32 protein-coding genes, 1 tRNA gene and 2 riboswitches are annotated in these 26,631 nt (G+C 39.0%); of the genes, 27 read left to right on the forward strand and 6 right to left on the reverse strand.

Annotated elements, in window-relative coordinates; all coding sequences use genetic code 11:
- The first annotated feature begins 175 nt into the window (after positions 1-175).
- The 10 genes from ACIFPW_RS11470 to ACIFPW_RS11515 all read left to right on the forward strand — a co-directional run bounded on the left by ACIFPW_RS11470 (position 176) and on the right by ACIFPW_RS11515 (position 9,255).
- Positions 176-2,050 carry an LTA synthase family protein gene (locus ACIFPW_RS11470; RefSeq protein ID WP_430244296.1) on the forward strand — a complete coding sequence of 625 codons (1,875 nt, stop codon included), beginning with the start codon at positions 176-178 and terminating at the stop codon, positions 2,048-2,050.
- A gap of 166 nt (positions 2,051-2,216) precedes the next feature.
- On the forward strand, positions 2,217-3,404 hold the full coding sequence (locus ACIFPW_RS11475) for a M14 family metallopeptidase (protein ID WP_430244299.1): 1,188 nt from the start codon (positions 2,217-2,219) through the stop codon (positions 3,402-3,404).
- Positions 3,405-3,459: 55 nt separating this feature from the next.
- Positions 3,460-3,576, forward strand: a riboswitch (TPP riboswitch).
- Between the two features lie 212 nt (positions 3,577-3,788).
- Entirely contained in the window at positions 3,789-4,424 is a 636-nt protein-coding gene (gene thiE, locus ACIFPW_RS11480) for a thiamine phosphate synthase (protein WP_430244301.1), read from the forward strand.
- Positions 4,421-4,618, forward strand: coding sequence for a sulfur carrier protein ThiS (gene thiS, locus ACIFPW_RS11485; RefSeq protein ID WP_194222156.1), 198 nt, complete (start codon positions 4,421-4,423; stop codon positions 4,616-4,618). Before thiE ends, thiS begins: the two co-directional genes overlap by 4 nt.
- Positions 4,619-4,622: 4 nt before the next feature.
- Positions 4,623-5,387, forward strand: a complete 765-nt coding sequence (locus ACIFPW_RS11490) for a thiazole synthase (protein ID WP_430244303.1) — start codon at positions 4,623-4,625, stop codon at positions 5,385-5,387.
- 16 nt (positions 5,388-5,403) lie between these two features.
- Entirely contained in the window at positions 5,404-6,495 is a 1,092-nt protein-coding gene (gene thiO, locus ACIFPW_RS11495; protein ID WP_430244305.1) for a glycine oxidase ThiO, read from the forward strand.
- A gap of 16 nt (positions 6,496-6,511) precedes the next feature.
- The gene (gene thiD / locus ACIFPW_RS11500; protein WP_430244307.1) at positions 6,512-7,324 is read left to right on the forward strand and encodes a bifunctional hydroxymethylpyrimidine kinase/phosphomethylpyrimidine kinase; all 813 of its coding nucleotides are present in this window, start codon (positions 6,512-6,514) and stop codon (positions 7,322-7,324) included.
- A 153-nt stretch (positions 7,325-7,477) separates the two neighbouring features.
- Positions 7,478-8,173: an ABC transporter ATP-binding protein gene (locus ACIFPW_RS11505; RefSeq protein WP_194222153.1), complete on the forward strand. Its 696-nt coding sequence runs from the start codon at positions 7,478-7,480 to the stop codon at positions 8,171-8,173.
- A gap of 3 nt (positions 8,174-8,176) precedes the next feature.
- Positions 8,177-8,950: an ABC transporter permease gene (locus tag ACIFPW_RS11510; protein ID WP_283153991.1), complete on the forward strand. Its 774-nt coding sequence runs from the start codon at positions 8,177-8,179 to the stop codon at positions 8,948-8,950.
- The gene (locus ACIFPW_RS11515; RefSeq protein WP_194222151.1) at positions 8,950-9,255 is read left to right on the forward strand and encodes an MTH1187 family thiamine-binding protein; all 306 of its coding nucleotides are present in this window, start codon (positions 8,950-8,952) and stop codon (positions 9,253-9,255) included. The genes ACIFPW_RS11510 and ACIFPW_RS11515 overlap by 1 nt, the downstream gene beginning before the upstream one ends.
- Before the next feature lie 114 nt (positions 9,256-9,369).
- On the opposite strand, the gene ACIFPW_RS11520 is transcribed toward ACIFPW_RS11515, so the two are convergent.
- Both ACIFPW_RS11520 and ACIFPW_RS11525 read right to left on the reverse strand, forming a co-directional pair.
- The gene (locus ACIFPW_RS11520) at positions 9,370-9,555 is read right to left on the reverse strand and encodes a DUF2759 domain-containing protein (RefSeq protein WP_098444211.1); all 186 of its coding nucleotides are present in this window, start codon (positions 9,553-9,555) and stop codon (positions 9,370-9,372) included.
- Positions 9,556-9,702: 147 nt separating this feature from the next.
- Entirely contained in the window at positions 9,703-10,182 is a 480-nt protein-coding gene (locus ACIFPW_RS11525; protein WP_430244311.1) for a hypothetical protein, read from the reverse strand.
- Between the two features lie 73 nt (positions 10,183-10,255).
- On the opposite strand from ACIFPW_RS11525, the gene ACIFPW_RS11530 reads away from it, so the two are divergent.
- On the forward strand, positions 10,256-10,897 hold the full coding sequence (locus ACIFPW_RS11530; protein WP_283153992.1) for an MBL fold metallo-hydrolase: 642 nt from the start codon (positions 10,256-10,258) through the stop codon (positions 10,895-10,897).
- 24 nt (positions 10,898-10,921) lie between these two features.
- A complete protein-coding gene (locus tag ACIFPW_RS11535) occupies positions 10,922-11,995 on the forward strand; it encodes an SAM-dependent methyltransferase (RefSeq protein WP_430244314.1) in 1,074 nt (357 codons plus the stop codon).
- A gap of 22 nt (positions 11,996-12,017) precedes the next feature.
- On the opposite strand, the gene ACIFPW_RS11540 is transcribed toward ACIFPW_RS11535, so the two are convergent.
- Positions 12,018-12,263 (reverse strand): DUF2626 domain-containing protein, encoded by a 246-nt coding sequence (locus ACIFPW_RS11540; protein WP_098444207.1) that lies wholly within the window; start codon positions 12,261-12,263, stop codon positions 12,018-12,020.
- Between the two features lie 248 nt (positions 12,264-12,511).
- Between ACIFPW_RS11540 and ACIFPW_RS11545 the strand changes: the two genes are divergently transcribed.
- On the forward strand, positions 12,512-12,895 hold the full coding sequence (locus tag ACIFPW_RS11545; protein ID WP_430244316.1) for a Spx/MgsR family RNA polymerase-binding regulatory protein: 384 nt from the start codon (positions 12,512-12,514) through the stop codon (positions 12,893-12,895).
- A 5-nt stretch (positions 12,896-12,900) separates the two neighbouring features.
- Here the strand turns inward: ACIFPW_RS11545 and ACIFPW_RS11550 are convergent.
- Positions 12,901-12,975 (reverse strand) — tRNA-Gln (locus tag ACIFPW_RS11550).
- A gap of 357 nt (positions 12,976-13,332) precedes the next feature.
- Between ACIFPW_RS11550 and ACIFPW_RS11555 the strand changes: the two genes are divergently transcribed.
- The 11 genes from ACIFPW_RS11555 to ACIFPW_RS11605 all read left to right on the forward strand — a co-directional run bounded on the left by ACIFPW_RS11555 (position 13,333) and on the right by ACIFPW_RS11605 (position 19,588).
- Positions 13,333-13,527: a hypothetical protein gene (locus ACIFPW_RS11555; protein WP_430244318.1), complete on the forward strand. Its 195-nt coding sequence runs from the start codon at positions 13,333-13,335 to the stop codon at positions 13,525-13,527.
- Positions 13,508-13,822, forward strand: coding sequence for a YbjQ family protein (locus ACIFPW_RS11560; RefSeq protein ID WP_430244320.1), 315 nt, complete (start codon positions 13,508-13,510; stop codon positions 13,820-13,822). The genes ACIFPW_RS11555 and ACIFPW_RS11560 overlap by 20 nt, the downstream gene beginning before the upstream one ends.
- 37 nt (positions 13,823-13,859) lie before the next feature.
- Positions 13,860-14,711: an alpha/beta fold hydrolase gene (locus ACIFPW_RS11565; protein WP_430244322.1), complete on the forward strand. Its 852-nt coding sequence runs from the start codon at positions 13,860-13,862 to the stop codon at positions 14,709-14,711.
- A gap of 156 nt (positions 14,712-14,867) precedes the next feature.
- A complete protein-coding gene (comGA, locus tag ACIFPW_RS11570; protein WP_430244324.1) occupies positions 14,868-15,950 on the forward strand; it encodes a competence type IV pilus ATPase ComGA in 1,083 nt (360 codons plus the stop codon).
- Positions 15,925-16,953, forward strand: coding sequence for a competence type IV pilus assembly protein ComGB (gene comGB / locus ACIFPW_RS11575; protein ID WP_430244326.1), 1,029 nt, complete (start codon positions 15,925-15,927; stop codon positions 16,951-16,953). Before comGA ends, comGB begins: the two co-directional genes overlap by 26 nt.
- Positions 16,954-16,966: 13 nt before the next feature.
- Positions 16,967-17,296 carry a competence type IV pilus major pilin ComGC gene (comGC, locus tag ACIFPW_RS11580; RefSeq protein WP_430244328.1) on the forward strand — a complete coding sequence of 110 codons (330 nt, stop codon included), beginning with the start codon at positions 16,967-16,969 and terminating at the stop codon, positions 17,294-17,296.
- A gap of 11 nt (positions 17,297-17,307) precedes the next feature.
- Entirely contained in the window at positions 17,308-17,748 is a 441-nt protein-coding gene (gene comGD / locus ACIFPW_RS11585; protein WP_430244330.1) for a competence type IV pilus minor pilin ComGD, read from the forward strand.
- 302 nt (positions 17,749-18,050) lie between these two features.
- Entirely contained in the window at positions 18,051-18,470 is a 420-nt protein-coding gene (locus ACIFPW_RS11590) for a competence type IV pilus minor pilin ComGF (RefSeq protein WP_430244332.1), read from the forward strand.
- Entirely contained in the window at positions 18,421-18,843 is a 423-nt protein-coding gene (gene comGG / locus ACIFPW_RS11595; RefSeq protein WP_430244334.1) for a competence type IV pilus minor pilin ComGG, read from the forward strand. The genes ACIFPW_RS11590 and comGG overlap by 50 nt, the downstream gene beginning before the upstream one ends.
- Entirely contained in the window at positions 18,840-19,337 is a 498-nt protein-coding gene (locus ACIFPW_RS11600) for a shikimate kinase (protein WP_283153998.1), read from the forward strand. The genes comGG and ACIFPW_RS11600 overlap by 4 nt, the downstream gene beginning before the upstream one ends.
- Before the next feature lie 56 nt (positions 19,338-19,393).
- A complete protein-coding gene (locus ACIFPW_RS11605; RefSeq protein ID WP_194222136.1) occupies positions 19,394-19,588 on the forward strand; it encodes a YqzE family protein in 195 nt (64 codons plus the stop codon).
- 48 nt (positions 19,589-19,636) lie between these two features.
- Here ACIFPW_RS11605 and ACIFPW_RS11610 read toward each other — a convergent pair whose 3' ends face one another.
- Both ACIFPW_RS11610 and ACIFPW_RS11615 read right to left on the reverse strand, forming a co-directional pair.
- Positions 19,637-20,431, reverse strand: a complete 795-nt coding sequence (locus ACIFPW_RS11610; protein WP_430244336.1) for a YqhG family protein — start codon at positions 20,429-20,431, stop codon at positions 19,637-19,639.
- Positions 20,409-22,079, reverse strand: coding sequence for a DEAD/DEAH box helicase (locus tag ACIFPW_RS11615; protein ID WP_430244338.1), 1,671 nt, complete (start codon positions 22,077-22,079; stop codon positions 20,409-20,411). The genes ACIFPW_RS11610 and ACIFPW_RS11615 overlap by 23 nt, the downstream gene beginning before the upstream one ends.
- A gap of 209 nt (positions 22,080-22,288) precedes the next feature.
- Positions 22,289-22,377, forward strand: a riboswitch (glycine riboswitch).
- Positions 22,378-22,549: 172 nt separating this feature from the next.
- Between ACIFPW_RS11615 and gcvT the strand changes: the two genes are divergently transcribed.
- Genes gcvT through gcvPB form a run of 3 tightly spaced genes read left to right on the forward strand, consistent with a single transcriptional unit; the run spans position 22,550 to position 26,474 of the window.
- A complete protein-coding gene (gcvT, locus tag ACIFPW_RS11620) occupies positions 22,550-23,650 on the forward strand; it encodes a glycine cleavage system aminomethyltransferase GcvT (RefSeq protein WP_430244340.1) in 1,101 nt (366 codons plus the stop codon).
- A 26-nt stretch (positions 23,651-23,676) separates the two neighbouring features.
- Entirely contained in the window at positions 23,677-25,020 is a 1,344-nt protein-coding gene (gene gcvPA, locus ACIFPW_RS11625) for an aminomethyl-transferring glycine dehydrogenase subunit GcvPA (protein ID WP_430244342.1), read from the forward strand.
- Entirely contained in the window at positions 25,017-26,474 is a 1,458-nt protein-coding gene (gene gcvPB / locus ACIFPW_RS11630) for an aminomethyl-transferring glycine dehydrogenase subunit GcvPB (protein WP_430244344.1), read from the forward strand. Before gcvPA ends, gcvPB begins: the two co-directional genes overlap by 4 nt.
- Positions 26,475-26,631 lie beyond the last annotated feature (157 nt).

Here is a 26,631-nt window from a genome sequence, read left to right on the forward strand (position 1 = left end):
GTTATTACTAACAGACAGGCTGCTCAGAATCAAAATAATTGTGAAAGAAATACTAAAATAAGGACAAAAGTTAGTTGATTAAATTTCGAAAACATACTATCATTGCGATTATGTATGGTCGTAGAAAGTAATGGTAGCTTTTCCTTATATTCAACTAAGGAGGTACTAAGAAAACATGAAAAAGCTACAAAATAAGTATTCTTTTTTCCTAATCGTAGCCTTTATGCTGTGGTTAAAAACGTATTTGGTGTATGAATTTGCTTTCAACATTGAACCTGAAAATAAAATGGAAGGGTTTATTTTACTGCTAAACCCACTTAGTTCTGTATTGCTATTCCTCGGTTTTGCCCTATTTGCCTCACCAAAGTATCGCAACAGAGTACTATTGGTCATTAATTTTATTGGCTCATTTATTCTATTTGCAAACGTCGTATACTACCGTGAATTTACTGATTTTATAACAATACCATTGTTGTTTCAAACGAATAATATGGGAGAGCTCGGAAATAGTATTGCTGAACTTGTAAGCGGTTTTGATTTCTTGCTCTTTGTAGATATCATTATTCTGTCAGTTTTCCTTTTCGTAAGAAAAACGAAGGCGTACACGGTTAAGAAGAAAGAAATTGCTATTGTATTTGCTAGTGCTATAGCTCTTTTTGCTGTTAATGTTGGGCTTGCAGAAACAGAACGCCCGCAGCTCTTAACTCGTACGTTTGATCGTGAAATGCTCATAAAATATATTGGTACTTATAACTACCACGTTTATGACGCTGTTCTTCAGTCGAAAGCAAAAGCACAGCGAGCATTTGCAGATGGCAGTGAGATCGTAGATATCGAAAACTATGTAAAAGCTAACCACGTTGAGCCAGATCCTGAAATGTTTGGTAAAGCAGAAGGGAAAAACATCATCCTTGTATCGTTAGAATCCACACAGAGTTTTGTAGTGAATGAAGAAGTGGATGGAGAAGAAATTACGCCTTTCTTAAATGATCTTATAGATGAAAGTTATTATTTCCCGAATTTCTATCATCAAACAGCTCAGGGTAAAACTTCTGACTCCGAATTTATTCTTGAGAATTCATTATATGGACTCCCAAGTGGAGCTGTATTCTTTACCCATTCAGGTAACGAATACAATGCATCTCCAGAAATATTAAGTGAGGATGGATACTATAATGCTGTCTTCCACGCGAATAACAAAAGCTTCTGGAACCGTGACGTTATGTATGACTCCCTTAAATACGATAAGTTCTATGACATTAACGATTTTACAGTAACGCCCGATAATTCAATCGGATGGGGATTGAAAGATGAATATTTCTTTGATCAATCCATTAAATATTTAGAAACGCTACCGGAACCTTACTATGCTAAATACATTACATTAACGAACCACTTTCCTTTTACACTTGAATCAGAGGATGAATATATTCCAGAGTGGACTTCAGATGATGGAACTGTTAACAGATTTTTCACTACAGTTCGATATCAGGATGAAGCTCTAAAGAAATTCTTTGAGCGCATGAAAGAAGAAGGACTTTATGAAGATTCCATCTTCGTCATGTACGGTGATCACTATGGAATTTCTGAGAACCATAACAAAGCTATGGGAGAATTCTTAGGCAAAGAAATCACACCATTTGAATCCACGGAGCTTCAAAAAGTTCCACTCGTTGTTCATATTCCTGGCCAAGAAGGGGAAGTGATGGACCAGGTCGGTGGTCAAATTGATTTGAAGCCGACAATCATGCACCTGCTTGGTATTGATACGAAGGATATGATTAAATTTGGTAACGATCTTTTTGCAAAAGAACAGGATAATTTCACTATCCTTCGCGATGGAAGCTTCATTACTGAAAATAATCTATACACTAAAAATGTCTGTTATGACAAAGAAACAGGAGAAGAAACGGATAAATCAGCCTGTGAACCATACATGGAGAAGGCAAAAACTGATCTTGCCTACTCAGATAAAATCGTTTATGGAGACCTTCTACGTTTCTTAGGCAAGCATGATGAGCAACAAGAGGATACAGAAATAGAAAAATAGCATGAAAGATGCAAACCCCACCTTGGATGTTAGGTGGGGTTTTTGTATTGTAATGAATTTTTTCTGAGGCGAGCAATAAGGCTAATATGTCCTAATTATGTAGCATATGCATCACTCATTATTTCATATCATTGTAAGAAGGATATGAAATGTGGGAGGGTATGACATGAAAATTAGGGTGAAGAGTGGGGATAGCCTTTGGAAATATAGCCGAGTGTTTCAAATTCCACTTCGATTAATATTAGATAGTAATAATCTTGAGAATCCTGATCAACTTATAGTCGGAGAACAAATTCAGATCCCTGGGTTTGTCACGAAAAGTTATACCATTAAGCCAGGAGATACATTATGGAAAATAGCAGGGTGGTACGGAACACCCCTAGATGGTGTTCTTTTGCTAAACGATTCGAATCCTTTTTCGTTACAACCAGGAGAAAAAGTGAATATACCGATTCGTGTAACGTGGTCACTCATTAACCCAAATCAAAATTACGATTATCAAACCCTTGTTAATGATATTCGAAAAATACTTGCTGTTTATCCATTTATTAAACGATCCATCATTGGCGAATCTGTCATGGAAAAGCCAATCCCAGAACTAGTAGTGGGAACAGGAAAGAAAAAAGTTCATATGAATGGAGCATTTCATGCTAATGAATGGTTAACCTCAACTCTCATTATGAAATTTGTAGATGATTATTCTCGTGAATTGACGAATAGCCAGAGATTGAGCGGTGTTTACCTCCCATCTCTATATGAATCGACTTCTCTCTCTCTTGTACCCATGGTAAACCCAGATGGCGTTGATCTTGTCATTAATGGATTACCTGAAGAAGAACCTTACCGCTCATTAGCGGATCAAATTAATAATGGAAGTGAACAATTTAACAGATGGAAGGCGAACATTAGGGGAGTTGATTTAAACAATCAGTATCCTGCTAAATGGGAAATAGAAGCTGAACGAAAACCAACAAAACCTTCTCCAAGAAATTACCCGGGAAAAGCACCGCTTACAGAGCCAGAAGCAATAGCGATCGCAGACCTGACGAGAAGAAAGGAATTTGATCGTGCGCTAGCATTTCATTCTCAAGGTGAAGTGATCTTTTGGGGTTTCGAAGGACTTGAACCTCCTGAGTCAGAAATCTTAGTGAGAGAATTTTCGCGACTGAGCGGTTATCGAGCAGTTCGCTATGTTGATAGTTTCGCTGGATACAAGGATTGGTTTATTCAAGACTTTAGAAGACCGGGTTTTACCGTAGAAATTGGAAAAGGGGAAAGTCCTTTGCCTACTTCTGATTTCAACACTATTTACCAAGATACGTTAGGGATTTTCCTTTCTTCTCTGTATATGTAGGTTAGTGGCTTGTTTTTTAATCACTTCTTTGTCATAATAAACTTAATTTCATAATTCCAAAGACTAGGGGTGCCTTCATGTAAGGAAAGGCTGAGAAAAAGAAACCGTCATTTCTTTTACCCTTGAACCTGATCTGGTTGATACCAGCGTAGGGAAGTCGGTAGCAGTATTGATTACGTATTACTACCCCCATTCCTTACGCGGAATGGGGTTTTTTAGTGTGTTTTATGTTAATCGTTTTTAAGCGTTTACGGTGGTAGCTTATACTCTTGATTCTCGATTTTTAGCTCGAAGCGATTGGTTATCACAAAGCGTAATTGAGCCGAAAATCAACAAAGCTCATTAACATAGGCTTAAGGTTAAAAGGATTAGAGGAGGTAAATAATGAAGGATTTTAAATTATACGTCATTACAGGGGAAGAATTCCACCCTGATCGAGACCTAGTTGAGGTAATGGAGCAAGCGATACAAGGTGGTGCTGATATTATTCAATTGCGTGATAAGACGAATTCTAAAAAGGTTGTACTAGAAAAAGCTTTGAGATTAAAGGAGCTAACACAAAAATATGAAGTTCCCTTTATTGCGAATGATCACATTGATATTGCGCTAGCCGTTGATGCTGATGGCATTCATCTCGGTCAGGATGATTTACCTTTAGAGGTAGCAAGGAAGATTGTTGGACCTAATAAGATCATCGGTATCTCCACACATCGAATCGAAGAAGCGCGTGAAGCAGAGCAGCGTGGTGCTGATTACATCGGGGCTGGGCCAGTCTTTCCTACAAATAGCAAAAGCGATGTTGTTGATCCAGTAACAACTGACTATCTCAAAGAAGTTGCAGCAGAAATATCTATTCCGTTTGTAGCCATCGGCGGCATCAAATTGCATAATGTTTCGGACGTCCTCCATTCAGGTGCTTCTAGAGTATGTGTCATTAGTGAAGTAGTTGGTAGTGCCGATATTAAAGGCACGTGCGAAGCATTTATTCAATCCATTCAAAAAGAGGTGATTCCCAAGTGACATTACTAGTTAATGGAGAGCAGCATGATTTAGAAGTGGCAACATTGAAAGAAGTTGTTACTCATTTTGGCTTGCAAGAAGGGTTGGTTGTCACTGAAGTTAATGGAACAATTATTGATCGCTCGGAATGGATCGATACAGAAGTAAAAGAAGGAATGAAAATCGAACTTGTCCACTTTGTAGGAGGGGGTTGACCGAATGAATGATAAATTAACAATAGCCGGTAAAGAACTTTCTTCACGATTGTTTCTTGGCACGGGAAGATATCCAAATCCATATGTTCAAAATAAAGCAATTGAAGCTTCTGAAGCAGAAGTTCTCACATTTGCTATTCGAAGAGTGAATCTTACTGCACCAAATGAAGATGCGATTTTACAGCACATCGAGAATCAATCATTTCACTATTTGCCCAATACTTCCGGAGCTACGACTGCTGAAGAAGCCATTCGCATCGCTCGTTTAGCAAAAGCATCTGGCTTAAGTGATTGGATAAAAATCGAAGTTAGTCGTGATGAAAAAATGCTAATCCCTGATCCGATGGAAACTTTGAAAGCTACAGAGGTTCTTGCTAAAGAAGGTTTTGTTGTTTTACCGTATACTTCTGATGATCCAGCACTTTGCTATCGACTACAAGAAGCAGGTGCAGCGGCTGTCATGCCAGGTGGATCTCCTATTGGAACTGGTCTCGGCATCTTAAATCCATACAATATAGAACTAATTACAGAACAACTGAAGGTACCAGTCATAGTCGATGCGGGTCTTGGACATGCATCTGATGTAACACAAGCGATGGAGCTTGGGGCAGATGGAGTCCTCCTTAATACAGCCATAGCGAAAGCGAGAAACCCTGTTATGATGGCTGAGTCAGTTAAGTTGGCTATTAGAGCAGGAAGATTGTCTTACGTTGCAGGAAGGATTCCTAAAAAGAAGTACGCCACTGCAAGTAGTCCAGTACGAAATTAATAGAAGGAGGGCGATCATGGCTAACATTACGATTGTAGGAGGCGGAGTGATTGGTCTCTCCATTGCCTATGAATGCCGTACGAGGGGACATGAAACGACTGTAGTAGAAGCTCATAAGTGTGGGGGGCAAGCTTCAGGTGCAGCTGCAGGCATGCTTGCGCCTTATTCGGAAATTGAAGAAGATCCAGATGATTTTTTCAGGCTTTGCCAACATAGTTTAAAGCTTTTCCCGAAATGGCAGGAAGAAATCAAACAGAATTCAGATGTTGATTTTGAATATAGCGAGAGCGGCAGTCTTTATTGTATCTATCATGAGGCTGATCGGCTGTCTCTTGAGACAAAGCAGGCCTGGCAACGTAAGTTTAACGTCGAATCTACAATATTAAATGCTGACGAAGTAAGAGAGAAAGAGCCAGGCCTTTCTCAAGATGTTGTTGCAGCATTATGGTGTCCAGAAGAGTCACATATTTATGCTCCTGGCTACGTCTCAGCACTTTTAGATGCTTGTCGCAAGTTGGGTGTTCGGGTGATAGAGAATGCGGGAGAGGCGACGTTTGAAGAGAATAACGTTGTGGTAAAAGGTCAACGGATCGAAAGCGATCGAGTTGTTCTTGCTGCAGGAGCATGGTCTATGTACTGGGAGGAAGCACTTGGTTTGACGTTGCCCATTTATCCAATACGAGGACAAATTTGCGCATATGAAGCCCCATCTCTCAATCACATTATTTTTACAAGTCAAGGCTATCTTGTAGCGAAAGGAAATGGATCAGTTGTTGCTGGTGCTTCGGAGGACATCGCTGGTTTTGATACAGCTGTTACGGAACATGGTGTAGGAAGACTTGAGAAATGGAGTAAGCAAGTGATGCCTGCCTTACAGCAGAAAAATCCATTTCATAAGTGGGCGGGGTTAAGACCTGCTACTCAAGATGGCTTTCCTATTATCGGAAAGCTAGATCATAAACCTAAGGTTATATTAGCCACTGGTCATTATCGGAACGGAATCTTACTTAGTCCTGTTACAGCAAAGATTGTAGCTGATGAAATCGATGGAAGTGTTAGTGAAATAGGGCTCGGTCAATTTCGACCTGATCGTTTCCAGGTTATATAATGAAGGAGTGAGTTTTATGCGTAAAGCACTTACGATAGCTGGATCTGATAGTGGGGGAGGAGCTGGTATTCAGGCCGATTTAAAAACATTTCAAGAGCGTGAGGTGTTTGGGATGAGTGCCATAACGGCACTTACAGCGCAAAATACTCTAGGGGTTCACAATGTTTATCCCCAATCTATAGAAGCGGTTCAATCTCAGTTAGATGCTGTGCTATCGGATATTGGAACAGATGCTGTGAAAACTGGTATGCTTTTCTCTAGTGATATTATTTTGGGCGTTGCTAAGAAGATAAGAGAATACCAGGTGCCAAACCTTGTGATTGATCCTGTTATGATTGCAAAGGGAGGAGCATCACTCCTTCAAAAAGAGGCGATTCGTGCCATGAAGGAAGAACTCATTCCTCTTGGTACTATTATTACACCAAATATTCCTGAAGCTTCGGAGTTATTAGGTGGCGACTCAATTACTTCAGTTCGAGAAATGGAAGAAGCTGCAGCGGCATTACAACACTTTGGTGCAAAGGCTGTCCTTGTTAAAGGCGGACATATGGATGGAGAAACTTCTATAGATGTTTTGTATGCGAACCAACGTTTTTATCACTATGAGTCTAAACGAATTGATACAAAACATACTCATGGAACGGGATGTACCTTCTCTGCTTGCATCGCTGCAGAGCTTGCGAAAGGACGAACAATACAAGAGGCGGTCTCAACTGCAAAAGAATTTATTACAGAGGCCATTGCGAATTCTCTTTCTATAGGTAATGGAATTGGACCTACGAACCACTCTGCGCATAGGCAAAAGCTAATAAGTGGAATGAAACAATAGCTCTGCACTGCGCAGAGTTTTTTATTTGGGGTTGTCTTTTAGGATGAGAAGGTCGAAAATACATAAGCTATACACGAAAGGCACTTTCGTATCATAGGTCATCAATGCATGATAGAATAATGGTGTTAATTTACAGTAAGGAAAGGTCGTCTCATGAATAAAATAATTGAAGTGAAAAATGTGAATAATGAACGTGTGTCAGATATTCATTTTGATATGCTAGAAGGATCATTAACAACGATCATCGGCCCTTCAGGCGCTGGAAAAAGTAGCTTATTGATGTTGCTGAACCGATTAGAGGATCCTGATAGAGGTGAAATTCTCTTTAAAGGAAAGAAGCTAGATGAATTTCCAATCAATAAGCTACGTCGAAATATCGGGATGGTCTTTCAACAGGCTCACCTATTTAATGGAACAATTGAAGATAATTTAAAGTTTGGACCGCTTCTAGAAAAGAAATGGAATGAAAAAATGGGCATTCAACTATTAGAGAAAGTTCAATTACCTCGCGATTTTTTAACAAAAGATGTGGAAAATTTATCTGGTGGTGAAGAGCAAAGAGTGGCATTTGCGAGAACGCTTGCTAATAATCCTGAGGTGTTGTTATTAGACGAGGTGACTAGTGCGCTTGATATGCGTACAGTTGATTGGATGGAAGAATTGTTACATACACTTGTGAATGAAGAAGGGAAAACGATTCTAATGATTACACATGATCTAAAACAGGCGAAGAGGCTTGGTTCATATACTCTCTTTATGAATGAAGGAAAGATTGAAGAACAAGGAGAAACGAAAATATTGTTTCAATCGCCTAAATCAGATGCTTTAAAGCACTTTTTGGAAGGATAACCAATGACTGAAATATCAAATCTATCTTTATTAACGATGATTCTCTTTGTCATGATCCCCGTGTCTCTTTCTTATTTATTTTCACTAGGAATTGGCAAATCCGCGATTTGGTCCTCCTTACGTGGGGTAGTTCAATTATTTTTTATAGGATACATTCTTACTTTTTTGTTTTCAATGCCTGATTGGCAGGGAATAGGACTTTGGGTAGCGGTTATGCTGGTCATTGCTTCTCTACAAGCTGCCAAAAGAGGAAAGGGTATACCCTATGCCTTTCTGCTATCTCTTTGTTCTCTCATATTGATTGAAGTGTTTGTTCTCTCACTATGGATTATTTTTGATATCATTCCATTTAAATCAGAACAAGTCATTCCAATGAGTGGAATGATTATTGGTAATAGTATGGTTGCAACAGGTCTAGCATTCGAGAGAATGAAAAATGAGTTTCATGATAGCAAAGGGAAAATTCTTGCAGCGTTGTCACTTGGGGCAAATTCGTCACAAGCTTCTCAAATGATCATTAGGAAAACAATTCGTGCGGCTATGATCCCTAACGTAGATGGATTAAAAACGATTGGTCTTGTACAATTGCCCGGTATGATGACAGGACTTATTCTAGGTGGCGCTTCGCCCATTGAAGCTATACGATATCAAATTGTAATATCGATAAGCATCTTCTCATCCGTTTCCATATGTGCGATGATTATATCGTTAGTTACATACCGCTTTTTCTATAATCGAAAGATGCAGTTATTAGAAGTCAAAGGAGGAAATAAATAATGGCAATTGTAGACGTTACGGTTATTCCGATTGGTACAGAAACTCCTAGTGTCAGCAAATATGTAGCTGAGGTACAGAAGATTCTTGAATCTTATTCAGATCGAGTTACTTATAGGTTAACACCAATGAGCACTCTTATTGAAGGGGAAATAGCAGATCTTCTCGAGGTGGTCCATGCCATACATGAGGCACCTTTTCAAGCGGGGATAGAGCGTGTCGCTACTAACCTTCGTATAGATGATCGTCGTGATAAAAAGGTTAAGATGGATGATAAACTTGATTCGGTAAACAGGCACTTAGAATAAGTGCCTGTCATCATTTAGTTGATTACTGGTTGTTTTGCTATGCTGTGACAGATTCATAAAATTATTCTTTTCATTTTTCTTCGAAATAAAAAAACAGCCTAAATGGCTGTTTTTTTAGTGGCCTCCGCCGCCCCCAGATCCGAAAAGTATATCGATCATTGTGGCAACGGTAAAGGCGCCGAATACAAGCACTGTTAATCCTGCAAAGGCAAGGCCCATAAAGTTCTTTTCACGAAGAGAACGGAATACGCCCCATACGCAAAATAACGTAACGATTGCAAAAATAATTGCTAACCCCATTTGGAATACCTCCCTATCCATGCACTCTTTATCAGTATACCCGTAAAATAGCTGTTGCATGGTTAAATCATAAATTTTTCTAACTTGCGTGGTATGTACGATAAGTCCTTTCTTATTTTAACCGTTTTCTTTTCGTTTGTCGAGGTGTTATTCATCCAAAAATGTAAGTTCAATGTTATAAGCTCGAGCAATACCCTCCATTAGTTCAATGGACATATGATCAACAAAAAAGAGTTCACCCTCTTTGCAAATCAAATGCTCTTCCATTTGAAGAATCGCCATTTCGATTTGCGGCTGCTCTCCGTTCCTTATAGTAAAGCAGGAGACCATCTTTTTATAAAGAAAATACTCATTGTTTTGAGAAACAAACCCATAATCTGAAAAAGAGGGAGTTATTTCTGAGTTTGGAGAAAGGTATAGAAGTGGGTAGAAGTCTTGAAATATATTTTTGGAAATGTAGTATTCCTGAAGAGCAACAGCTTCTTCACGATCATTTAGAATAACGAGCTGTTTATCTCGATCAAACACTTTTGCAAGTTCGGCTGTCTTTTTCACTATCTGGGCCATGAAGCCAGGTAGTTTATTATTTGGGGGATTCATTTCTACGCCATACATGTTTTTCAACATAAACATCTCCTTTTGTACAACCTTTTGTATAGTGTAGAATAAGAAACATAATCTTTCAATGGAGGCGATGACAATGGAATGGAAACAAATGGCTGTTGGGCCGGTGCAAGCAAACGCAGGATTCTTATGGAATGAGCAAAATGAGGCTCTTATCATTGATCCGGGAGCTGAAGGTGGTCGAATCAAAAGGAAAGTGGAAAAGCTAGAACTAAAACCAATCGCTATTCTTTTAACTCATGCTCATTTCGATCATATTGGAGCGGTGGATCTGATAAGAGAAACGTATCAAATCCCAGTTTACTTACATATTTATGAGGAAAAATGGCTTTCAGATGCTTCTTTAAATGGCTCTAAGCTGTTTCCAGTAGTTGATAATATTGAAGGTAAGCCGGCTGATCATTTAATTGAAAGTGAAGGGGAAATGACAATCGGACCATTTCAATTTGAGGTATTTGAAACGCCAGGACATTCACCTGGTAGCGTCTCATTTTATTTTAAAGACGTTAATCTAGTCTTTTCAGGTGATGCCCTTTTTGCAGGTAGCGTAGGAAGAACTGATCTTCCTGGTGGAAATCAAAAGCAGCTGCTGAACAGTATACATAACCGCCTTCTAGTATTACCAGAAGAAACGATTGTAGCCTCTGGTCATGGACCGTCTACGACAATAGAAGTGGAGATGGCAGAGAATCCGTTTCTAAATGGATTTTCTTTATAAATGACGTCTTTAAGGGATGAAATCATGAAGGAGATCGAGCGTAGTCCTGGAGGCGCTATATCGTTCGAGAAATTTATGAAGCTGTCTCTTTATCATGAGCGGTATGGCTATTACCAGGTAAATCAACCTAAAACAGGTCGAAACGGTGATTTCTATACATCTACAAGTGTTCATGATATTTTTCCTAGAGTTATGGCTCGGGTTCTGATCGCCGATATTCACAAGCATAATCTTGAACCTTTCATTGTTGATGCAGGGTCTGGTGATGGGAACTTCATTGCCTCCTTTCTTGATGAAGTGAAACAAAAAGACCAGGCACTTTTTCATCAACTAACTTATTGTGTGATAGAAGCAAGTCAATACCATCGTCGTCTAATTAAAGAAAAGGTCCACGGGCTTAACGTGAGAATGTATTCTTCACTTTCTGAAATAAAGAATGACGTACCTATATTAAACGGTATTCTTTTATCCAATGAACTGTTAGATGCTTTTCCTGTTCGGGTTGTAGAGAAATTTCAAAATCAATTGTACGAAGTGTGTGTGGGAATAGATCATCGTGGTTCTTTTAGGGAGATCTACAAACCTTGTACAGATGCAAAGCTAATCAAATGGTTAAATCATCATGACGTTGTTCTTGCGGAAGATCAACGCTTTGAAGTACCCTTGATCATGAGCGATTGGCTTTATAAGACTGGTGAATGGATTTCCGAGGGGAAAGTTTATACAATTGACTACGGCTACACGAACGAGGAATGGCAACATCCTGCAAGGAAAAGGGGGAGTCTGCGCGGGTACAGGAAACACCAATTAATGGAAGACGTTCTTCAGTATCCAGGGGAAATGGATTTAACCACCCATGTTTCTATTGATGCAATTGAAAAGATTGGAATAGAAAATGGACTAGAATGGCTTGAGTGCTTGCCGCAAGGACAGTTTCTTTTGAAGCATGATCTATTAAGCTTTATTAAGCAAGTCAATCCAGATAAACCGTTTTCTAATGAACAAAAACAAAATCGAGCAATTAGATGGTTAGCAGAATCAAATCAGTTTCTTGTCATGATTCAAGAAAAGCGCCAAAGAAAAAAAGACGATGCATGAGCATCGTCTTTTTTCGTTCGAATTAATGTCCGCCTGATCCAGGCGTCATCATGAACACTGACCAGTATGAAAAACCGACCATAAATAAAGTTAAGTATACACCAAAAATATACAAATAAGTACGTTCTGTTAAGTTTAAATAACTTAACGCTAAAAACATGCCGGCCTGGCCAAGGAACAGCAATCCCAATACTGGCATCTCACCAACAAAGCCCATTAGTGAGAAAATGCCGGTCCAGAAAGCTAAAACTCGGTACATTCTAGGCATAAAAGTTCCTCCCTTGCTCGTTCATTCCTCATACATATCGTATTATATATGAGGTTCTGTAGAAAAGTAAATGCTAGTCTCATGGCAAAATAATGACTTTCCTTATTTAACCTTGAAAAGGGTTCCAATTTATTATCCCAAATCGTTCACAAAAATACAAATCTTTTTCTTGTACAATATTTGTTTAAGTGTTGTATAATGTGGGTAATGTTAGTTATTAACGGAAAACGAAACGGGGAGGATTTAAATTGGAAGATAGATTATTGTTTTACACTTATCCAAGTTGTACCTCATGTAGAAAAACAAAAGCCTGGTTAAAAGAAAATGGCGTTAATTTTGAGGAGCGTCACTTATTTAAAGACACACCTTTCATTGAAGAGCTAAAAGAAATTATCACTCTTTCTACTGACGGAATTGAAGAGATTCTAGCTAGAAGGAGTAGCTCCTTTAAAAAGCTAAATGTTGAAATTGACGATTTAACCATAACAGAGATGTTAGAGCTTATGCATAACGAACCAAAACTTCTTAGAAGACCTATCGTAACAAATGGAAAAAAACTGATTGTAGGCTACAACAAATCAGGACTTCAGAACTTAAAACAGCGAAAGAAAAAACTCGCGGTGGTTTCATAAGAAATTGGCTGGGCTAGCTGGATTCGAACCAGCGCATGACGGAATCAAAATCCGTTGCCTTACCGCTTGGCTATAGCCCAATCATGTATTTCTCTGATAGTATGATCAGAGAATCAGTAACTTATACTTACATTGAAGGTGCGAATTGTAACGGTATCTTTTTTTTGAGTTTGCACTTTAAATAATAATAAGTAATGTATGTTTTAGGAATGTCCTACTGCTTATTTGAATAAGATAGCATCATAATCCATGTCACAGCGATATGCGGAAAACTTCTGCGTATCGCTTTTTTGTAGTTTGTTAAAGATTTTTTAATTAATTAGTGAAAAATAAAAATGTTCACTAATAAAGGCGAAATTTTCAGAGAAAACGAAGTAAAGTAGATCCTAATAAGGTATTCTTTAAGTAGTAATTGAAGAATGAAAGGGAAGAGCATAATGAAGATATTCCTTATAATTAGCGCCTCTGTATTTCAGTTTCTTATTGTAGGAATGTTCTTTATCCAGAAAGTTTGGGTGCCGATTGTTGCGTTGGCATATGTTCTTTCACTTTTATTTTTAATTCTTGTACTAATAAAAGAACGAAGATCGATGGAGAGAGGAGAAAAAAGTGATGATGATCGTAACTACTGATGAGATAGCAACGAAAGAGATTAAGGAAGTTATTGGGTATGTTCGTGGGAGCACAGTTCAATCCAAACACGTAGGGAAAGACATACTAGCAAGTCTTCGAACAATAGTAGGTCGAGAAATAACAGAATATACAGAAATGATGACGGAAGCACGGCAAAGAGCTATCGCAAGAATGGTCAAAGATGCTGAAGGAAAGGGAGCAAATGCAATTGTCGGTTTTCGCCTTCAGTCTTCAGCTGTAATGTCAAGCGCATCAGAAATTATAGCTTATGGAACAGCGGTTATTATAGGATGACGGGATACACGCAACCTAAGTAAAGGGAGTGGTCTATATGTGGAAACAAACGCTTATTAATACAAAGCGAGGGACTTTTGAAGTTTTTATCAAAGGGAACGGTCCTCCATTATGTGTGACGCACTTGTACTCTCAATTTAATGAAAGCGGAGACTATTTTGCAGATACGTTTACGACTAGTCATAAAGTCTACTTAGTTAATTTAAAGGATGCGGGTCATTCAGATTCTGTAAACGCACCTTATGAGTATTTTATGTTGGAGACTGTATTTGATCTTGAAAGTGTTAGATCAGCTCTTGGAGTTAAACAGTGGACATTCGCTGGTCATTCTACGGGAGGGATGCTTGGTTGTGTATATGGAATTCATGCATCCCGTTCGCTTACAGCCATAATAATAGTAGGAGCTGCAGCTAGAGAATATGGTTCTTCGTCGTCAGCATGTATATATAACTCTGCGCATGAGAATTATCACATCATGCAGCATTACATAGAAAAACTAAAAGACTCGAGACTTGGTGATGATGAGCGGGAAAGGATCACCAGAGACAGAACCAAGCTGTCTCTTTATTTGCCAGAAAAATATCAAGACTATTTTTCAAAACGAATAAATAAAAAGATGGCAACAAATCGGATGAACTTTTTTGCCCGCGAAATCATCCAATTTGATGTAACGAAACAACTTAATATAATATCTGCCCCAACTTTAATAGCATGTGGGAAGCATGACGTCCAGTGTCCTTTATTATTTTCGGAAGAAATAGCAGATGGAATTCCAAATGCCCAACTGGCTATTTTTGATCAAAGCAATCATTATCCTTTTCTTGAAGAAAAAGCATTATTTGAAACAAAGGTTCATGATTTTCTCAATGATGCGTCATTTAGATATTGAATATTGAGTATAAACCCTAAATCATTATTGAGGGCTAGTCAAAAAGAAATTTCTTTATTAAGAAGGAATTGCCATTTACCTGGCGAATCCTTCTCTTTACGATTTAAAAATCGTGACTGGTTTTGCTGTCAATTTATATGAAAGGAAGGTGTGTTTTTGCTGAACATTGAAGAAAAAGGAAAGGATATTATTAAGCAAGCGGTGGAAGTAGGGGCCTCAGATGTACACTTTCATCCGAAAGAAAAAGGAGCGTTGATTCAATTTCGTGTTGATAATCGACTTTATGATGCGCTTTGGCTTCCTATGACGGTAGCAGAAAAGCTATTGTCTCATTTTAAATTCCTCAGTGGTATGGATATTGGAGAGAAGCGTCGCCCGCAAAATGGGGCCATGGATATGGTTCTATATCCAAGAAAACTCCACTTAAGACTCTCAACGATTCCCACCCCTTATCACGAAAGTCTTGTCGTTCGTATCCTTCCGCAAGATGAAACCCACTCCTTTAAAGAACTCTTTCTTTTCCCCTCAACTGCAACTCGACTTCTCCAAATCGTAAGTTGTAACAGTGGCTTATTTATGATTACAGGACCAACAGGTTCAGGAAAAACTACAACGATGTATTCCCTCCTTCAAACTCTCAGCGTTAAGCGGCATAGGCGAGTTCTTACAATTGAAGATCCCATCGAAAAGCGCAATCCTGATTTTATTCAAATGGAAGTCAATGAGAAAGCTGGACTATCTTATTATGAAGGTTTCAAAGCTGGGCTCAGGCATGATCCAGATATTCTTGTCGTTGGGGAAATAAGAGATGAACAAACTGCCCAACTCGCTATTCGAGCTAGTATGACGGGGCATCTTGTGGTTTCAACGCTACACACTGGAAGTACGCTAGAGTGCATTCCAAGATTACTTGAGTTTGGTATTCCTCTTCATAATATTACTCAAACGTTAAGAGGAGTCGCCACTCAACGACTTGTACCCCTAAAGTGTCCCTATTGTCAAGTATGCTCTCTAGAGTGTCTAAAACGAAGAACACGAAGAAAACTTGCTGTCGTTGAAATCCTCGCTGGTCTTCACCTTCAAAAAGCCCTCGATCATCCAGATCTTTTATCGATCCCTGGTCAATCCACCATTAAAGATTACATTCTTCGAGCCTATGCCCTAGGTTATATTCAAAAAGAGACTGTCGAGAAGGAGTTGGGATTATTTAACCGTGAAACGATTCAAATGGAAGCTTGACCGTAAAGCAGATTTTCTTTGTCGTATAGGGAAGATGCTTGAGGAAGGATACTCACTTGCCAAATGTTTGGAGGTATACGCCTTATATCAAAACGACCATATTCGATCAAATATTGAAATGATTATTATCAGACTTAAAGGTGGTGATTCCTTTCACGATGTTTTAGCAGATTTTCAGTTTCCAGCAGATATCTTATCCTATTTATATATGTCTGAGCAGCGAGATTTTGCAACCGGTATTTCGGCATCCGGTCAGTTGATGAAAACGCGAAGTGAATGGCAAAAACGACTTAGAAGTACGCTTGCTTACCCCATCTTTCTATTTTGGATGACAGCGATCATGCTGTTTGTCGTAGGAAAGTATTTACTTCCTCAATTTAATACGCTCTACCACTCCCTTGATGTTCCACTCCCTTTTATTTCAAGATTTTTTATGACGCTCGTTAGATTTACTCCGGCTATTTTTGTCGGCATTATTTTACTTTCTATTGTCCTTTACCTTTCCACTTTGATAAAAAACAAGAAAAGTTCAGCTGTACACAAAATGCTTGTCTACAGTAAAGTTCCGTTCGTGCATTTTTTTATTCCTCTTTATCTGACGCATCATACCTCTCTTCACCTAGGGCTCCTCCTTCAAAGCGGTCTTTCAATTGCAGAAGCTTTCTCGTTATTAACGAAACAATCACACTTTGTGTTTTTTCAAGAAGAAGCCGAACGTGTTTCACGATCATTAATGCGAGGTGAAAAATTAGAGGGTTTATTTGATCAGACACGTTTGTATGTTCCTGAATTCAAAGAAATTTTAATGCATGGCCAGGCAAGTGGGAATTTAGGAAGAGAGCTAATCTTATATGGGGAGGTGATCGGTGAACGGTTTGAGGAGTTGGTGAAAAAAGGATTTATGATTTTGCAACCAGTTAGTTTTGTCGGTGTTGGTCTTGTTGTTATGTTGATGTTTATGTCTATTCTTTTACCCATGTTTTATTATTTGCAAAATATTTAAAGGAGAGATTGAAATGAAAATAAGGAAATGGTTAGGTTTTATTAAAGGTGAGAAAGGGTTTACGCTAATTGAAATGATGATTGTTATTATGATCATTTCAATATTGCTTTTAATTGCGGTGCCAGGATTAACTAAAAACAATGAGGTTGTTGAGGCGAAAAGCTGCGAGGCCACAATAAAAGTTGCCCAAACACAGGTAGCGGCGTATAAAGCGAATGTTGGATCCTATCCAACTTCAATCAATGATCTTGTCTTAGAAGAATACCTAGACATGGATGAAGTAACTTGTCCTGGAGGTGAAGAGTTAATCGTTGCCGATGGGAAGGTAAAGCTAGCTAACTAATGTTTTTTCGTATGCAATTCAGAAATTCTTTTGGCTACACCATGCTAGAAATGATGATTGTTCTCTCCGTTTTATCAATTCTTCTATGTCTGATCTTCCTACACATTTCCCCTACACAAAATGCTTCTTCCACACGACATTTTCTAGACGACATCCAATCAGATCTAAGGTATACCCAGGAGCTTGCATATGTAAATAAATCCTCGTATCGATTTTCCATTTCACCTAGTAAAGGGTCGTATAGTATACAGGGCACCGCATCGACAGTAGTGAAGTCGAATGAAATTCCAGAACATATTACGATTGATGAAGGAACAATGGGTTATCAGATTGTGTTTGGGGGGAATGGAAACGTTCAAAAAGCAGGAACACTTTATGTAAAGGCTGGCAAGGAGGAGTATAAACTTGTGGTGCAGGTGGGAGCTGGTCGTTTCTATATTAAAAAGTTGTAAAGGATATTCTTTGCTTGATGCATTAACGGGTCTCTCTATCTTAACGATCTTATCTTCAAGTGTATTACCGATTTATTCCCATCTTTATGAAGAGCGAGAGGTGATACATGTGCGAAAAACTGCAGTGATATTGCTTGATCAATACTGGAGGGGAATGGTCTTGGAGGGGAGAATTCTACCTGCAAGCGAAACCGTTGAAGGCTCCAAATTTTCCTTTTTAGTAATGGTTGATAAAGTGTGTGTTTCTTTTGATAGCGGAGTAAAAACTGAATCAATGATATGTAAAAGCTTACCGCAAGATAATGAATGAAAAAGGAATCACATTACTAGAATTGATGTTAACTGTGACCATTCTCATTGCGATTGTATGTGTGCTTCCTTTGATAATGAACGCTTCTTTACAAGAAGTGAATGCAGATTTTCAGCATGAGGAAGCACAATTGTTCTTTCATTTGTTTTCTAAAGAAGTTCGAGAATCTTCTCGAATTCAGATCCATAATGGCGGAATTGAGATGTTGTCGAAGAACGAAACAACTATACGATACGAACGCTATGGATCGTCTATTCGGCGTAGAGTAAACAATGCTGGGCATGAAATTGTATTACAGAACATTCGGGAGTTATTTCTTGAAGTAACTGATGGAAGAGTGATTGTTGAGGTGGAACTTGCTGATGGACAGAAAGAAAAGCGCGCTATATTTCAAATGTCTCATAAACCTTAATGAAAAAGGTTATATGACGGCTATGATGATGATGATTAGTACGCTGCTTCTTGGGTTTGTTTTTCATTTATGGAATGTGACACAAAATGAGCGAGTTTTTCTTGATCGTGAAGAGGAAGAAATAAAGAAGCAGACCTTGCTTGTCCTTGGTATGAAAGATACAATTTCATATATACAGAAAACAGGGGGATTTAGTGCGGAGAGAACGTTTACGTACAATGAAGGTACAGTTCGCGCTGTGATTAATTCTTCTTCTGATGTATTGCAAATTACGTTGAGTGGAACGACGGATAATGGAATACGCGTAGCTGCGTCTTTTCAATACAATCAAATGATGAAGCAAGTCGTAGAATGGAGTGAAGGTTCAACATGAGAGCGGTCTATTTAACAGGATTTATGGGCTCTGGCAAAACAACTATAGGTGAGGAATTATCTCAAGCGTTATCGCTGAAATCGGTTGATACAGATGAGCATCTTACGAAAATGCAAGGCAAGACCATTCCTGCCATTTTTGAAGAGGAAGGAGAATCTGCTTTTAGAACGTATGAATCAGCCTCTCTAAAAGATCTACCAACTGAAAACGTGATCATTAGTACAGGCGGTGGGATTGTTTTAAAAGAAGAAAATCGAACATTTATGAAGCAAAATGGAACGGTGATTTACTTACATTGTGAACCAGAAGAAATCATAAAGCGACTTGAAGGTGATACATCAAGGCCTTTACTTGCTGGAGCGGATCTAGAACATAAGGTTCATACGATATTCAAAGAGCGATTATCACTCTATCGTGAAGCTGAATATGAAATTGACACAACGAAACGTTCAGTAGGGGGAATTGTAAAGGAAATATGTAACCTGCTTGGTTAAACAAAGAATAAATGGGCATCCTTAAAATAGAAGACAACTATTAAAGGGTGATCAAGATGTCATCAAATGATCTTGTGAAATATATGACTCAGCAAGTTGTGTCTTATATTGATCAACCAAAAGAGGAAAGGCAGCAACAGCGTGCTGTCAAAAAAGCCAAAAAGCAACCATTTTTGTTTCGATGGTTTGGCATTATCCCTATGTCGATTTCAATGTTTGTTAAAAAAAAGAAACATGAAAGCTCGGACTGACTCGTCTGAGCTTTTTTGTATGGATTCGCTAATTTTAACATCCTTCGTTTAGGGAGGATGTGACTCAATACCTGGTGCTAAATGAAAGATGCCCCCGTTAATTATTTCTGCCGTAATTGTTGGCTCATATTGTTTTCGAAGAGCATCTCTTTCAACTTGATAGCTCTGATCATTGGTTTTTCCGTTATAAAATTGATCAAGAAGGTTTAAATCAGTGGCCCATCTCATTTTTGCTTCTTCTGCCCATTCTAAATCCTCCTGTGAAATAAGCATTTCTACCACATCTTCAAGTCTCTTCAAGCCGCTTGAGGGTTTAATAATTGGCGTTATAGTAAAAGCATAATCTGGAATTTTAGGAGTGAGTTTCTTTGTTAGTAATAACTGGTGAAAGTCATCAACAACCGCTCCGCTTACAAGGTGTAGACCGAGGGAGAGGAGACGGTGTTTCTTTCGATCACACTGATAAGATATTTTAATATTAAGGCATAGCCATGGATGAAGAGAATATTGTTGTTGATAATTTGTTTGCACATCCTCAAAAAGTCGGATAGAGGACGCAAGCTTTTTAGTGGATGAGAAAATTTGATGTAGTCTTGGTGCACCAAAGTGAACGAACTCCCCCTTTTCATCGCTTGATTGATTTGTAATTAGGGTGAGTGTCATTGGTCGAGGAGTACCACCAGTCTTCTCAAGATAGTGCCAGTAAAAAGGGCGGTTCATAAGTTCTTTATCAAGATCAATCGTTAATTGGACATCAAGATAGCCGGATTTTTCTTCTCGAATCTGGCAGTCATTGGCAAGAAAATACGAGCGCAGATAATTATGAATATTTTCTTGTTGCATCTGTCTCCTCCTTCTGATAATTGATAAGCTCTTTAATATTCTCCATCTTAATTCGGATTTCTCCTTCGCTTTCAGAGTGTAGAAGTATATCAGAAATATGCTTTTCAATATCGCGCATGCCAAGTCGTGTTAAAATCTCATCTAATTGTCCGATAACACTTTCAAATAGTTGGATTTTTTCATATAAGAGGGTAAGGATATGCTCTTCAACTGTATGCTTCGTAGCAAAATTATAAATGTGCACATCGCTTTCTTGCCCAAGCCGATGTATTCTACCGATGCGCTGCTCAATTCTCATTGGGTTCCAAGGTAGATCGTAGTTGATAACGTGCTGACAGAATTGAAGATTGATTCCTTCTCCCCCTGCTTCTGTTGCAATGAGGACTTTTGCGTGATTTTTGAAGAGTTCTCTCATCCAGTCTTTTTTCCCTCGTTTAAATCCACCCCTAAATGGGACAGAAGTAATTCCATGTTCTTTTAAAAACCACTGTAAATATAACTGAGTCGCTCGATATTCTGTGAAAATAATGACCTTACCTTCGATTGATTGAACCAATTCAAGGGCTTTTTCTGCTTTTGAATTCGTTGGCACTCCTTCAATTTTTTTAATTAACATTTGAATGAGAGTTTGAGAAGAGTCGTCAAGGTGTTCTTTATCAAGCATTTTTTTTAATGTCATATATGCTGCTTCGCGGCTTGAACAGATTTCTCTTAGTAAAGTGATGATCGAGAATTGACTTCTCGTAGCCATGGGCTGTTTCTTTAGCGCTTCGACTGAACGATAAAGCTCATCTTCTTCAGGTGAGAAAGTAATAGGTACTGTTTGAACAATACGTTCTGGCCAGTCCATTCCGGTATCTTCACGCCGGTTTCTGACCATCACTTTTTGAATGAGAGCGCGAAGTCTTTCTTCGTCTTCGACCTTTTTTTCTTTACCATTGTAGTCTTTTTCGAAATTTTCCAAGCTTCCTAGATGTCCTGGTTTTAATAAAGATACAAGGTTAAAAACTTCATCAAGACGATTTTGAACAGGGGTAGCCGTTAATAGCAGACAGAACTTTTTAGGTAAGTGCTGTACAAATTCATAATTTTTTGTACGACTATTCTTTAGACGATGTGCTTCATCGATAATAACCATGTCGTAGTTCTGCTCATAAACTATTGAGCGATGAGGCTCTCGTTTAGCTGTATCTATCGATGAAACCACAACGTCACATTGATCCCATACATAGCTTTTCCTCTGGACTACAGCTGGAATGTAGAATTTTTGATTTAATTCAATAGCCCATTGTGATACTAATGATGCCGGAACAAGGATCAGGACTTTTTTGACAAGACCCCGAATCATATATTCTTTAATAATCAAACCAGCTTCAATGGTTTTTCCTAGGCCAACTTCATCTGCTAGAATCGCTTTTCCGTTCATTTCCTCTACAACTCGCCGAGCTGCTTCAAGCTGGTAAGGATGTGGTGTTAAATGAGGGAGATGTGATGGCGCCTGTAAGCCTCCGAAAGTGGGGATGGTTGTATGATGCTCAGCTTCGATAGCCAGTTTAAAAAGGTCCCAGTTAGCCCAGGGGCCGTCTTCATCAATTTGTTTCAGAAAGTTGTTTGTCCACTCTTGATCAAATTTCAACTCTGTTCTCAAAATGAAAACCCTTTCTCGGTAAAGGTTATTTACGAATGATACATGATTAATGTATAATAATGTTCGTGTTTAATATATTAGTTAAAATACTTTCATTATTAAAAAGATTGTTGCCAATGCCACTATGGTAGTGGTAGGATTGAAATCGAAAGCACTATTAGTATGAATCAATCAGTAGAATCCAATACCTTAAAACTGAAAATAGGCGAATGAAAGCAAGAGGAGAGACTGCTATATGCAGCGCCGAAGGAGCAAACAAATTTGTGAATCTCTCAGGCAAAAAGACTCTTGCTAGACGCACCTCTGGAGAGAGCTTTTATAGCCGCCAAAGATGTAATTCTCGCGTAATGTGAGGAGAAACTTTCAGGTCAACGGGACAGAGAAACCGCGCTACTTAAAGCGGTTTTCTCTGTCCTTTTTTATGCTTCGGTATAAGCTTTTTAAGATGAATGATTTTAGGAGGGAATAAGATGAGTGAACTATTAAAAACACCATTATTTGAAACCTATAAAGCTATGGGCGCTAAAACAATTGATTTTGGAGGATGGGCTCTTCCGGTTCAGTTTTCAAGTATTAAAGAAGAGCATGAGGCCGTTAGAACGAGAGCAGGTTTATTCGATGTTTCTCATATGGGAGAAATTGATGTTAGTGGTGAACAGTCGCTTCATTACCTTCAAAAGATGATAACAAATGATATAAGCAAACTAAAGGTCAACGGTGCTCAATATACAGCAATGTGCTATGAAGATGGCGGAACTGTGGATGACCTTCTTGTGTACAAGCACTCAGAACACCATTATTTATTGGTAGTTAATGCTGCTAACACTGAGAAAGATTTTGACTGGCTTGAAAAACACCTTATCGAAGGAGTTTCTATTCAGAACATATCAAGTCAGATGGCCCAACTTGCTATTCAGGGTCCACAAGCAGAGATGATTCTCCAACGTCTAACGGAAGTGAATCTTTCAACTATCGGTTTCTTTAAATTTCAGAATGAAGTCGTGATTGAGGGCATTAATACGTTAGTGTCTAGAACCGGCTATACGGGTGAAGATGGTTTTGAACTGTATACTTCTTGGGAGGATGCCCCTTCACTGTGGAAGGCGATTCTTGCTGCGGGGGAGCCAGAAAATATTCTACCTTGTGGCCTTGGGGCTCGCGATACGCTTCGCTTTGAGGCAAAGCTAGCTCTTTATGGGCAGGAGTTAACGAAAGATATTTCTCCGCTAGAAGCGGGAATAGGTTTTGCTGTTAAAACTAGTAAAGAAGCTGATTTCATCGGAAAATCTGTTCTACTAAGTCAGCGTGAAAATGGTCTTGAGCGAAAGTTAGTTGGGATTGAAATGACTGGGCGCGGGATTCCGCGGACCCACTATCCTGTTTACAAAGGGGAACAATTGATTGGCGAAGTTACTACTGGGACACAATCTCCAACTTTGAAGAAAAATGTTGGTCTTGTATTAATAAAGAAAGAGTTTACAGAAATGGGTACTGAGCTAGATGTTGAAATTCGTAACAAACGTGTGGGAGCTAAAGTTGTTCCATCACCATTTTATAAACGACAGAAATAAAGGGAAATAGAGGAGGAGAAAAACATATGAAACATCGCTACTTGCCGACAACTGATCAAGATCGAAAGGAAATGCTTGAAACAATTGGAGTGGACTCAGTCCAAGCTCTTTTTGAAGATATTCCGGAGGCTATTCGTTTTAAGGGAGATCTTAAAGTAGAGAAACAGTTATTTGAACCTGAACTGATTCGATATATGTCAAAACTGGCTTCTAAGAATGCGAATACACAGGAGAATGTATCTTTTCTTGGTGCTGGTGTTTATGATCACGCTATTCCTTCTGTTGTAGATCATGTAATTCGTCGCTCAGAGTTTTATACAGCTTATACTCCATATCAACCTGAAATTTCACAAGGGGAATTGCAGGCCATTTTTGAATTTCAGACAATGATAAGCGAACTTACTGGAATGGATGTTGCGAATTCCTCGATGTATGATGGTCCAGCTGCTCTTGCCGAAGCTGGTCTGCTCAGTGCTGGACAAACTAAAAAGAAAAAGATCATTGTTTCAAAGAGCGTACATCCTGAAGCCCGTGCTGTTATTGATACATATGCGCGTGGACAGCGTCTTTCAGTGGTTGAAGTAGATACGATGAATGGGTGTACAGATCTTAATAAATTGAAAAATGAAATCGACGAAGATACTGCATGTGTTATGGTTCAGTACCCGAACTTTTTTGGTCAGTTAGAGCCCTTACCCGAAATTGAAAAGCTTGTCCATGAGCAAAAAGCGATGTTTGTTGTTTCAAGTAACCCGCTTGCCCTTGGTCGTTTAACTCCTCCAGGAGAGATGGGGGCAGATATCGTTGTTGGAGATTGTCAACCGTTTGGAATTCCAGCACAATTTGGTGGACCGCATTGTGGTTATTTCGCAGTGACAAAAAAACTGATGCGAAAAGTACCAGGTCGTTTGATTGGGCAAACAACTGATGATAATGGACAGCGCGGTTTCGTTCTAACCTTACAAGCACGCGAGCAACATATTCGAAGGGATAAAGCGACTTCTAATATTTGTTCCAATCAGGCGTTGAATGCTCTTGCCTCTTCAGTTGCTATGAGTGCTCTTGGTAAAGAAGGCGTTCGACATATGGCTGAGCAAAATATGAAGAAAGCTTATTATGCAAATAGTCAGCTGAAACAGGCGGGAGTTGAAACCGTTTTTGATGGAGTGTACTTCAATGAATTCGTGATTAAATTAAACGGTTCGGTTAAAGATCTTAATCGAATGTTATTAGAAAAAGGGATTATTGGTGGATATGATCTTGGAAGAGATTATCCAGAACTGAAGGATCACATGCTTATAGCTGTTACAGAGAATCGGACGAAAGAAGAAATTGATGCATTCGTAAAAGAAGTGGGGGGAGCACAATGAGTAAAGATCAGGCATTAATATTTGAACTAAGTGAACCGGGGCGTATTTCTTATAGTCTACCTGAACTTGATGTTCCTGATATGGATTTAGATCAGTGGTTGCCAGAAGAGTTTAATCGTAAAACAGAACCAGAGTTACCAGAAGTGTCAGAATTACAATTGATACGTCATTATACAGCCTTGTCTAAGCGTAACCATGGAGTGGATTCTGGATTCTATCCACTTGGGTCTTGTACGATGAAGTACAATCCAAAAATTAACGAAGATGTAGCAAGGTATCCTGGCTTTGCCTTCATACATCCGCTTCAAGAAGAGGAGGGCGTTCAAGGTGCGCTAGAAATGATGTACAATCTTCAGGAAAACCTCGTGGCTGTAACAGGTATGGATGAAGTAACGCTTCAACCTGCAGCAGGTGCTCACGGAGAATGGACAGGATTAATGATGATCCGTGCTTATCATGAAGCGAACGGTGATTTCAATCGCACAAAGGTCATTGTTCCAGATTCAGCTCACGGTACAAACCCTGCTTCTGCAACAGTTGCTGGTTTTGAGGCAGTGACAGTGAAATCAAATGAAAAAGGTCTAGTTGATCTTGAAGATTTAAAACGTGTAGTAGATGAAGATACGGCTGCGCTGATGCTGACAAATCCAAATACACTTGGACTATTTGAAGAACAGATTACAGAGATGGCGTCAATTATTCATAACGCAGGTGGAAAGCTATATTACGATGGTGCAAATATGAATGCTATTATGGGGGCTGCTCGTCCTGGAGATATGGGTTTTGATGTTGTGCACTTAAATCTACACAAAACTTTCACTGGACCTCATGGTGGTGGTGGACCTGGATCTGGACCGGTTGGTGTTAAATCTGATTTAATTCCTTATCTTCCTAAGCCGGTACTCGTGAAGGAGAATAATGCCTATCGTTTCGAGTATGACCGTCCTCAGTCCATTGGTCGTGTAAAGCCTTACTATGGTAACTTCGGTATCAATGTTCGAGCATATACGTATATTCGTACTATGGGGCCAGAAGGCTTAAAGCAAGTATCGGAAAATGCGGTATTAAATGCTAACTATATGATGAGACGCTTACAAGATGCCTTTGTGTTACCTTATGAACAGCACTGCAAGCATGAATTCGTGATTTCAGGAAAAAAACAAAAGAAACTTGGTGTCAGAACGCTTGATATGGCAAAGCGACTGCTAGACTTTGGTTACCACCCGCCAACGATCTATTTCCCAATTAACGTTGAGGAATGTATGATGATTGAACCTACGGAGACAGAATCAAAAGAAACACTTGATGAGTTCTGTGATGTACTGCTTCAAATTGCAAAAGAAGCAGAGGAAAATCCGGAAATTGTTCAGGAAGCACCACATACAACAGTTATTGGTCGCCTTGATGAAACCACGGCTGCCAGAAAGCCTGTTTTACGTTATCAAAAAGCCTAATGCTTATTGATAGGCCCTGTTAATTTATATTGTTCACTACTCGATTATGGCTCATTCAAATGAGAGATACGTTTATCATGGATAAATCAATGATGCAAAATCAACAAAGCCATTTTGAGTTGCTGAATAGCAATCAAAAAAAGAGGCTGGGACAAAA

The sequence above is a fragment of the Pseudalkalibacillus sp. NRS-1564 genome, from assembly GCF_050467905.1.
Lineage (GTDB): Bacteria > Bacillota > Bacilli > Bacillales > Guptibacillaceae > Guptibacillus > Guptibacillus hwajinpoensis_B.